This window comes from Acinetobacter sp. UBA5934, from assembly GCF_002430855.1.
Taxonomy (GTDB): Bacteria; Pseudomonadota; Gammaproteobacteria; order Pseudomonadales; family Moraxellaceae; genus Acinetobacter.
In genome coordinates this window covers 1-10,715 of the sequence record NZ_DJDC01000165.1, presented here as the reverse complement: position 1 = coordinate 10,715, position 10,715 = coordinate 1, and the positions used below count along the sequence as shown (strand labels likewise).

The 10,715-nt window shown below is 42.4% G+C and carries 6 protein-coding genes; 3 read left to right on the top strand and 3 right to left on the bottom strand.

What is annotated here, in order from left to right; translation table 11 throughout:
• Window positions 1–71: 71 nt before the first annotated feature.
• Window positions 72–398, bottom strand: coding sequence for a pyrimidine/purine nucleoside phosphorylase (locus B2Y23_RS12055; protein WP_291371050.1), 327 nt, complete (start codon window positions 396–398; stop codon window positions 72–74).
• A gap of 578 nt (window positions 399–976) precedes the next feature.
• Between B2Y23_RS12055 and B2Y23_RS12050 the strand changes: the two genes are divergently transcribed.
• Window positions 977–1,552: a DedA family protein gene (locus tag B2Y23_RS12050; RefSeq protein WP_291371048.1), complete on the top strand. Its 576-nt coding sequence runs from the start codon at window positions 977–979 to the stop codon at window positions 1,550–1,552.
• A gap of 48 nt (window positions 1,553–1,600) precedes the next feature.
• Here B2Y23_RS12050 and coq7 read toward each other — a convergent pair whose 3' ends face one another.
• Together coq7 and B2Y23_RS12040 are read right to left on the bottom strand one after the other, a co-directional pair.
• Window positions 1,601–2,236, bottom strand: coding sequence for a 2-polyprenyl-3-methyl-6-methoxy-1,4-benzoquinone monooxygenase (gene coq7, locus B2Y23_RS12045; RefSeq protein WP_291371046.1), 636 nt, complete (start codon window positions 2,234–2,236; stop codon window positions 1,601–1,603).
• A gap of 4 nt (window positions 2,237–2,240) precedes the next feature.
• The gene (locus B2Y23_RS12040; RefSeq protein ID WP_291371044.1) at window positions 2,241–3,563 is read right to left on the bottom strand and encodes an MFS transporter; all 1,323 of its coding nucleotides are present in this window, start codon (window positions 3,561–3,563) and stop codon (window positions 2,241–2,243) included.
• A 177-nt stretch (window positions 3,564–3,740) separates the two neighbouring features.
• On the opposite strand from B2Y23_RS12040, the gene B2Y23_RS12035 reads away from it, so the two are divergent.
• A complete protein-coding gene (locus tag B2Y23_RS12035; RefSeq protein ID WP_291371042.1) occupies window positions 3,741–6,467 on the top strand; it encodes an autotransporter assembly complex protein TamA in 2,727 nt (908 codons plus the stop codon).
• A 22-nt stretch (window positions 6,468–6,489) separates the two neighbouring features.
• Window positions 6,490–10,715: translocation/assembly module TamB domain-containing protein (locus B2Y23_RS12030; protein WP_291371040.1), on the top strand; the 4,226-nt coding region annotated here is incomplete at its 3' end.

The window sequence follows — 10,715 nt, the reverse complement described above, 5'->3', positions numbered from 1 at the left end:
TCGGGGTGCAGATTAGGATGTCGGGCTTTTTTATTGTGGTTTAAATACGAGCTAATGCCGTGCAGCACATCTTAACGATCCTCGAGATGACAAACATAATCAATAATGTCATCTGCGATGATTTTAAATTGGGTCTTTTTAGGAACATAAAAAGACTCGCCCGCATAATAGGTTTGACTCTCGTGATTATTGCCAATTTGAACCAAGCACTTGCCTGAAACAATTTCTATGCGTTCAGCGACTTGGGTTTCAAAAACCAGGGGACGCTCAGTGGGCAGAATCACACCTAATGTTTTTTTCCTTCCATCTTTCAACTCAATTACGTGACTGATTGAACAGCCGTCAAAATGGATATTAGATTTTTTTTTGACAGAGACAAAATTGAACTGGGTAGACATACCTTGCTCCTTAAATTATTTTTTTATTTGTTTTTTGCTTTTAATAATTTTTATTTTTATAAAAAATACGAATGAATGTTTTTATAAGATTTGCTCATCGTATTGAATAAATTGTACAAGAATGAAAGTATCTTACGGCGCGATAAAAGCTTATCTATGCTAATAAAATTTTAGACAAGTGTTGTACGTTAAAACTTACAAGAACACAGGTCGATTTCTGATATTTTAGAATCAATTATTTTGAAAGATAAAAGCGCTTTAAAAACAGCTTTTTGTAAGTGAATAAAAATATAGGCTAATAAAATAGTCAAATTTACAGAAGAACTATCAAGCGTACTCACTGAGGTGTCGCAGTATAAATCTGACGTCAAAAGGGTGAGCATGAATATATAATGTTAACGACTGACTCGATTAAGCTAAAAACAGCAATATTGATGCGATGTGAGGGATGGAAATAAACAGTAAAGTCACTTGATTGTACTGATGAAATATAAATGCTTAAAAAAGCAACCAGGCTTGTCTTTGCAATGAATGGAAATCTGTCGAAGATAGAAAGTCTGTTATCAGACACATAAATAATGAACTGGACTGATCTGTTGCAACATTATGGTTATTTTGCCATTTTTATCGGTACCTTATTTGAAGGTGAAACCGTCCTGATCCTTGGTGCCTATGCGGTGCATCAGCATATTTTTCATTTCTGGCTTGTTATTACGGTCGCGATGGCAGGTGGTTTTATTGGCGATCAATTTTACTATCAAATTGGCGCACGCTATGGTCAAAAAATCATACAAAGCAAACCACAACTGGCACAAAAATTTGCTCAGGCCAGCAGTTTCATCGACAGTTATCCCGTGCTGACTATTTTATTGATGCGCTTTGCTTGGGGACTCAGAACCATTTTACCCATCTCGATCGGGATCAAAGCTTATCCGGTATGGAAATATATGGGGGTGAATCTGCTTGCCTGTTTTATCTGGGCCTTTGTGATTGTGAGTGTCGGATTGCAGATTAGCCACTGGCTACATGTATTTTGGCTAAAAATATTGTCCTATCATCATGATATTTACATTGTTCTTGCCGTAGTGGCCTGTATTGTACTGGCTCGGATTATTTATACATTGCTCACTTATTATAAACATTCAAGTACATAGTCACAAAAAAGCCCACCTTAAAGTGAGCTTGAATGATGTGCCGTCCAGTTAAATATAATAACTGGTCTTGGTCATCAGTTTGGAAATGGCGGTCATGGTGATACGTACCGGTGCAGGTAAATCTACTCCACCTGCATGCAGCGCGGTATCTCGGTGGTGTAACTCATCTTCATTCATTTGCACCAATATCTTGCGTGAACGTTCATCCTGTTCAGGCAACTGTTTAATATGGTCTTGCAAATGCAAACTCACCTGACGTTCTGTTTCTGCTACAAAACCGAGACTATATTTATCACCGGCAATACCTGCAATAGCACCCATGCCAAAAGACAGGCCATACCACACCGGATTGAGCAAACTGGTATGACTATCCAGTTCTTTTAAACGGTCTTCACACCAGGCCAAATGATCCTGTTCTTCAATTGCGGCCTGTTCCATTTCCCGGCGTACATTGGGGAGTTTGGCTGTTAATGCCTGGCCATGATAAAGCGCTTGAGCACAGACTTCACCGCTATGATTGACCCGCATTAAACCGGCCACATGGCGTGCTTCACTGACACCGAGCTTGGTTTCAACTTCATTTCCCGGGTTTTCGCGATGAGCAGAGGTTGTTCCGGGAACAAGGCTGCGTAGGGCCTGGTCAAACGAATGAATAAATTTGTCGAGACCGGTATATTGGCGCATAAAATTAATCCTCTAAAGCATCTTGTTGCTGAGCTTCAAGCATGGGCTTGAGTTTAAACAAGAGCCATGTAGTGAAAATGGCGCTTAGAATCGCTGTAATACTAAAAAGTATTTTAATATCAATCTTAAATATACTTAAGATAATAATGGAGAATATTGCAGAGGATACCATGAATACGGCATTGAGAATGTTGTTTGCGGCAACCACACGGGCACGATGGGATTGTGGTGAAAAGGCTTGCATCATGGCATAGAGAGGGACGATATAAAAACCGCCGCTAATGCCAAGTAAAGTGACTGCCAGCATGACATGGTAATAACTCCAGCCTTGGCTAAAAACATCTTTTAAGCCGAGCATGTCGCCTGTACGTTCAGGAACAAAAGCCAGACTTGCTGCAAGGTAAAATGCAAAGACAGTGAGGCCAATTGCACCAACAGGGACCATCTTCAAATTAATTTCTGTACCGCCAATTCTGCGGCACAATAACGAACCGACGCCAATCCCCACAGAGAAGAAGGTTAATAGCAGGCTGACCACGTTTTCAGAGGCATGCAGGTTTTGTTGAGTTAGCTGTGGAATTTGAGTGAGATAGGTCGCGCCATAAAACCAGTACCAGGAATTGCCCAGTAAAATTAGGAATATAACCGGTAAACTTTTGGCATAACCCAGGGTTTGAAAACTGGTTCTAAAAAAGTTCCAGTCAATTTGCACGTCAGGCGCAGCCACTTTTTGCTTCAAGACAAAACGACTGGAAAAATATCCCAGCAAGGCAATCGTCACAATCGTTAAGCTAATCCATAACAGATTGCCATCTGAGGCTGAAATAACCGCACCGCCTAAAATCATCCCGACTAGAATGGCAATCGAGGTGCCTGACTGAAATAAGGCATTTCCCGACATCAGCTCATTAGGCTTTAAAATTTCTGGCAAAATGGCATATTTGATTGGGCCGAAAAAGGTCGAGTGCGTGCCCATTAAAAATAAAGCCACCAATAACAGCCACAAATGACCAAGTAAAAAGCCGGCAGAACCAATCAGCATAATCACGATTTCAAGAATCTTGATTCCTCGTACAAGTTGTGAGCGCTCATATTTATCGGCAATCTGTCCCGCTGTCGCAGAAAAGATAAAATAGGGTAAAATAAACAGTAAGGCCGCAAGGTTATTGAGTGTGCTTACACTGGCAGCTTGCTGATTAATCCAACCATAGGTAATGACCAGTAACAAGGCTTGTTTGTAGACGTTGTCATTCAAGGCCCCGAAGAATTGAGTGACAAACATCGGTAAAAATCGACGTGTGCCTAAGAGATGTTCATTTTTTTCCATGGTTTGTGGACTTCATTAAGTTTTATTAAGAAATGTGAGCATTTGGTAAAACACAATAAAAATCATGTATGATGTTTTCAACCTATACTTTTGGGAAAATTCCAATAGATTTGAGTTTGTTAGCAAGCTTTCATCGGACATTTCCATTACAAATATTATATGAGTTTAGAGTTTTTTATGCTTTCAAAACTGAATTTTAAAAAGTCGACACTTACTTTAAGTGTCAATTCCATTTTACAGTGGAACAATGAGCATAAACGATTCGGACTCAGTCTTGTATTCATGTTACTGGCACAACACAGTTTTGCACAAGCTACTCAGCCCAATTCTCCAATCACTGAAGCAGAATTCCAGCAACAACTCAAGAATGAAGCTGTTAAGCAGGGTGTGGGCAGCAGTGAAAACCTGGAAAAAATAGACAACATCCAATCTACTACGGTCACACCTGATAGCCTGCAAATGCTAGAACAGCAAGAACAGGCGACTCAGCCTCTGGAAGAATTCAAGCCGATTGAATTTGAAGATCTGGAAGAACTGCCGATTACACCAGTCAGTGCAGATATGGCTAATGAAATTTTTCGTGTGGCGGAAGAGGCGAAACAGGAAGCCCAGCAATACCGTGCAGGTCACGGTACAGAAGCGGTGGTTTCTGATGCAACGCAACAGGAACTGGTTGAAATTAATCAGGCACCGGTGAATATCGATCAGCTGATGTCAAACATTCAGGCAGATAGCCAGATTGTGGTCGAAGCCAATGCAGCAGGCAAAACTTTACCTGAACTGGCACCTACTGACGAAATTGAAGAACCCAACTTTTTTAAACGCTGGTTATATAAGATTCGTCCGCCACGTCAATTCAATACTGCCAAGGTCGATCGTATCACTGCGGATGTGATTATTGTCCCTACGCCAAACAGCAGCAATGTTTCAGAAAAGGCTTATGCTCAGGCACAGGAAAATCTACAAGCAAACATTAAGGCAAAACTTTCCAGTTTCACGAAAGAATCATTTAGCGATTTTCCTTCTGCATTGCCACAGCTGAGAACTTTATCTAATCAGGCTGCACAAGCCGTGGGCTTTTATAATGCCGGGTTTAAATTCGAGAAACTCAGTGAAAGTCGTGTTCGGGTCAGGGTAACTGCAAATGCACCGGTACAGATTAAAGAACAGAATATAGAATTTAGCGGTGCCGGGGAAAATCAGCCCCAGTTCCAGGTCATCCGGCTTTTGCCTGAACAGGAAGTGGGCGACATTTTCAATCATGGTCTGTATGAAAAAACCAAGACCAGGATTAGCGATGCAGCATCCAATAACGGTTATTTTGACAGCTATTGGCGTCTGCATGACGTGAAAGTAGCCCAGCCGCAAAATACTGCCGATGTGAATCTGCGTTATGAAACAGGCGAACGCTATAAGTTAGGTCCTGTTGAATTCCGTATGAGCGATCCGTCAGAGCCATTTCCAATCGACATGGATGTTTTGCAGAGTATGGTTTCATGGGAAGATGGAGCGGATTATACCTTTTGGCGGGTCAATGGCTTAGCCAATAACCTGACCAACTCGCGTTATTTTAATTACACGCTGGTAGATGCAATACGTCCTGATCCAATTGAAAAACCGCTGGAATTAGCGCCAGATATTCAGGCCTTGGTCGATCAGCAAAAATTATCTGAAAGTGAAGCGACAGTTCAGGATAAAAAACGGGTTGCGTCAGCAAAAGAAGTCACGCAATCGGTAGTAGATGAAACCCAATTTGCCGGTAAAGGTGAAACCGAAAGTGATGATAATCTGCGTCTAATGCGTGCACAGCAGGAAACTAAACAATCTGAAGAAGAACGTTTAAAAGTTCAGGCACGCGAAGAAAAGAAGATTCCCGTGATCGTGACTTTAAATGCTGACCGTTTAAATAGTGCAGAACTGGGGTTAGGTTATGGTTCCGATACAGGCGCACGTGTACGTGGTCAGTACCGCCGTGCCATTGTTAACCGCCGTGGTCATTCTTTTGATGCCAACCTGGAATTTTCTCAAATTCGCCAGTCTATAGACGGACGTTATAATATTCCCTATCACCATCCAATCAATGACTACATCAGTATCGTCGGCGGTTATGAGCGTGAAGAACGGGATGACGTGGCACAGGGTAATGGCTTGATGATTGAATCGGCAGTTGCGGGGGTGGACAGAATCATTAAAAGACCGCGTGGAAGCTGGCAACATACGTTTGGTCTTCGTTACCGTTTAGATCAACTTAGTCAAAATGGTGATATTGCCGAGAATGAAATTCCGGAAACCTTTTTAGCCAATTCAAACGAACAGCAACAGTCTTTATTGGTCGGTTATGAAGCGTCACGGACTACCAGTGACAAACGGGTCAATCCGGGTAAAGGCTTTAGACAGACCTATAAAGTGGAACTTGGCAGTGAGTCGTTATTGTCCGATGCAGACATGGCTATTTTGAATGCAGGTTGGCGCTTTATTTATTCATTGGGTGAAAATGATAATCACCAGTTTGTCGGGCGTGGCGATTTAGGTTATATCTTGACTCAAGACTTTAGCAAAGTGCCTTATAACTTGCGTTATTTTACCGGTGGTGACCAAACGGTACGCGGTTTTGATTATAAAAGTTTATCGCCAGAAGAAAATGGATTTAAAATCGGTGGCCAGGCTTTGGCTGTAGGTTCACTGGAATACAACTATCAATTTAAAGAAGGCTGGCGTGCAGCCATTTTTAGTGATGTAGGTAATGCTTACGATAAAGATTTCAATACGCCTACTGCTTATAGTGTGGGCTTGGGGCTTCGCTGGGCATCGCCAATTGGCCCGATTCGTGTAGATGTGGCTTCCGGTATTTCTGATGACAACCATCCAATACGTCTGCATTTCTTTATTGGTTCACAATTATAAATCTTAGTTTTTAGAGAACATTATGGCTGAAGTAGAACAGCAACCAGAGACTGAAACACCTAGACCGAAAAAGCGTCGTATTATACGGAGTGTACTTTTTACACTGCTTATCGTGTTTGTCTTGCTGATTGCTTCGTTCGCCGTGATGTTTAGTACCGATAAAGGTAGCAAATTCTTGCTGGATCGTGTGTTAGAGCGCCAGCATATTATTCATTATGAATATGAAGGCGGTAATCTGTTAAGCGGCATCATCTTAAAAAATATTTTGGTCACCTTAAAACCGGTAGACGTTAAGATTGACCGTGCCGATGTCACTTTGGGCTGGCGTGCCATTCTTAAAAAAGAAATTCACCTGAACAGCGCCGATGTACGTAATCTGCAAATTATCACTAAAAATCCATCAAGTGACGAGCCGTTTAAATTTAATGAAATTCGTTTGCCCTTTGTGTTGCGCTTGGACACGGCAGATGTGGATCACCTTCTCATTAAAACTGCTACGTCAAGTGTCAAGTTTTATGATGTGCATTTAAATAACTCGCTTTGGTCCGGTACTGAACTGAAGTTTGAAGATTCCCGGATGAACATGGGATACCTGTCAGTAAAAAATGCCACGGGCAATATGAAATTTGAAGGAAAATATCCTTTACATGCCGTGGGTGATCTAAACATACCTGCACTACATAAAAATCTAAATATTCATGATATTAAAGTAGTTGCAACTGGGTCTTTAGATACGATTCAGGCCGGTGTAGCGACCAATAACCCAGACCTGTTAACCGGTTGGGTGGTACTGCATCCGGTACGCAAACATGTGCCGATGTTTGGTGAGTTGAAGTTTAAAAAATACCATTGGCCATTGCTGACGGAACAAAATCTGTATACCAACAATGGTGTGGCAAAATTTAATGGAGATATTCAGCGTTTAAATATTGATGCGATCACGGATTTAAGCGGCAAAAATATTCCGCAAGGTCAATATAACGCTACCATGCATACCGATTTGGTAAATCAACTCGACATTAGCAATTTAAATGGTCAGCTCATGAAGGGCGCCGTCAATGTTGCAGGTGTCGTCAGCTGGAAAGATCATGTGTCTTGGGATATGAATGGCCGGGTAGATAAAATCAATCCTAAAGACAAAATGATTCCACAAATTATTCAGGATTTCTTGCCGCCAAGTCTGGATGCCAAAATTACCTCTAAAGGTCGTTTGCAGCAAGGTTTGCATTTAAATGCCTTGGTGGATTTTGACCGCTATGAAACCTGGAACCTGAAGCTTGATCAGGCCGAGCAAAAAGGCAAAAAACCCAATCCGATGCTGCTAAATGTGGCCTGGCAGAATATTGATCGTGCCGTGCCTTATGTGGGCTGGTTAAGCAGTAAATCGGGCGATGTCAAATTGGCGCTGGTTGAAGGCAAGCAGGATATTCATGTTGCCACGGCGGTGACTAAAAATGATAAGGGCTGGTTGCCTGAAGGTTTATACACTGCTCAGCTCAATCTCAAAAATAATGATTTGAATATTCCAAGTTTTAGTTATGTGGCAGGTAAAGGCAGTTTAACGGGCAGTGCAAAACTTGACTTACCGAATAAAAAACGTCAATTGAAATGGAATGCTGTTGTTAACGCCAAAAACTTTAATCCGCAGACGATTGCAGAAGCTGCACCGGTGAATCTGCTTAATGGGCAGGTAAAAGCCAATGGTTTTGCCAAACCGAATCAGCAGATTATTCATTTGAATGCAATCAACTTAACCGGACGTCTGGCACAGCAACGCAATAATGAAACGGTACGTTTAACCGGTCGTAGTACGGCAGCTATTTTGTTTAATGATCAAAAGGCGGGTGGAGCGTTTAAGAGTTTTGCCGTGAATTATGACGGTGCACTCAATGCCAGCCAGATTCCGGCCAGTGAAGGGATGCTCAAGTTCAAGATTTCCGGTACACCAGAGCTGATTAAAGTGGATGAACTGAAACATTCAGGCATTGCCGGGAAAATTTTTGCCAATGGGCGAGTTTCTCTGAAAAATGGTTTTGGCTGGAATATCAATGCATCACTCGTACGTTTTAAACCGCATTATTTTGTCTCGTCTGTGCGTGGTGAGTTGTCCGGTAATGTGAAAACTGAAGGGGTTTGGTCCGATAATTTAAAACGCATCAATATCCAGAAATTGAATATCGCCGGTATCATCAACAATAAACCTGTTCGCGGAACAGGGAATCTGGCGATGGTCATCAATTCAAATCAAAAAGGCTTCTTACCACAACAGTTTGAAGCCAATAATTTATATCTTTCTTACGCAAAAAATCAGGTTCAGGCTACCGGCAATGCACAGAACTTAAGATTGAAAATCAATGCACCAGCCTTGTATGAGATTTACAGTGGTCTTCGTGGTCGTGCTTATGGCTATTTAAATGTGCAATCGCAACCACGCCTACAAGCGACTGCCAATCTGGCGGTCGATGATTTTGGTTTTAATAATTTATTCAATGTCAAAAAGTTGCGTATACAAGGTGAATTACCTACTTCAGAGCTCACCCCAACGCTGATGACAGCGAAAATGGAAAACCTGCGTAGTGGTAAGCGTGAAATTCAACAAGGTGAAATTTCACTGGCCGGGACACGTAAAGCCCACATCCTGAAAGTACAGGCGCAAAACCGGATTTCCAAATTCTACGTGCAACTGGCGGGTGGGTTTAATGCACAGAATGATTGGTTAGGACAAATCCAGAGAGGGGATTTTGACTCTTTGCGTGCACGTTTGGTACAACGCCAAAATGCTTCGGTGATTTATAGTTCGGCTAAAAGTGAATTGTTTGTCGGTGCTCATTGCTGGTCGAGTCAGCAAAGCCAGTTGTGCTTTGATCAACCCATTCGGGTCAGTAAAACAAGAGGTAATGTTTCATTCATAACCCAAAATGTCGATTTGAATGATTTTGCTGCCTTTATGCCAGAAGGCTTGGAAATTACCGGTAAGGTGAATGGCTATGCCAAGGCCGCCTGGGTAAAAGGGGTTAAGCCGAAGATTGATGCCAGACTGGTGACCCGTAATGGTGTGATTGGGCTTGCTGCTGAAGATCCTCAAGATGTCGGATCTACGCTAAATTACAATGAAATTGCGGTGGTGGCAAAAAGTGTAGCTGCGGGTTTACAGGTTCGTTTAGATGTGAAAACACCTGAAATTGGTACCGGCTATGCCAATGTGATTATTGATCCTTATAAAGACAATAAACCGATGCGTGGCGAGATTGCCTTTGATCAGGTACAGCTGAAAGTCTTTAAACCCTTTATTCAGGATGTTCGCTCCTTGTCGGGCAACCTATCTTTTGCGGGCAAAATTAGCGGTACTTTAACTCAGCCTTTAGTGAATGGTGAAATGCGCCTGAAAGATGGTGCCATCAGCATGATTTCCTTGCCGGTGAATTTAACCAATATTCAGGTGTATTCTTCCATTCGCCAAGACCATGCCACTATTAACGGGGCATTTAACAGTGGTCGTGGTGCAGGCGCATTGACCGGCAGTGTAAACTGGAAAGATGATCCTCGCATTCAGTTGCATTTAAAAGGTGAAAATCTGCTGATCCGTCAGGCACCGTTAATTACAGCGGTGGTAACGCCTGATTTGACTTTAGATGTACTGCCGTTTAGTAAAAAATTGAGTTTAAGCGGCAAGGTGGAGGTACCACGTGCCTTAATTTCTATGCCTGAAGCGTCTGCGCCAGTGATTAATGTATCTTCAGATGTACGGGTGGTGCACGAAGGACAAGACCAGCTGGCTATATTAAGGGCAGCCCGACCTTGGGATATCCGTGCTGATGTCATGGTCAATTTAGGTAATCAGGTCATTTTCCAGGGCTTTGATAGTCGTATTCCACTAGCAGGACGTTTGTATCTGTCACAACGTGGGCTTGAAACCGCTATGCGTGCCAATGGCGCAATTGGGGTCAGCCAGCGAGTGAAAATTGAAGCTTATGGACAAAGTCTGGACTTGAATCGTGCGATTGCACGTTTTAATGGCCCTCTCTATAACCCGACTTTAGATATCGATGCCAATAAGACCGTACAAGGAAGCCTGGTTGGGGTACGGGTAACAGGGACAGCAACCAGTCCGAATATTCAAGTGTATAACGATGCCGGATTATCTGAGCAAGAAGCCTTGAATGCCATCATTACTGGTCGTATTGATGAAGGTGCTAATGGTATTAGTCAGGAAGCGGGCTTTAAATCCGATGTCAACAATACTATTGC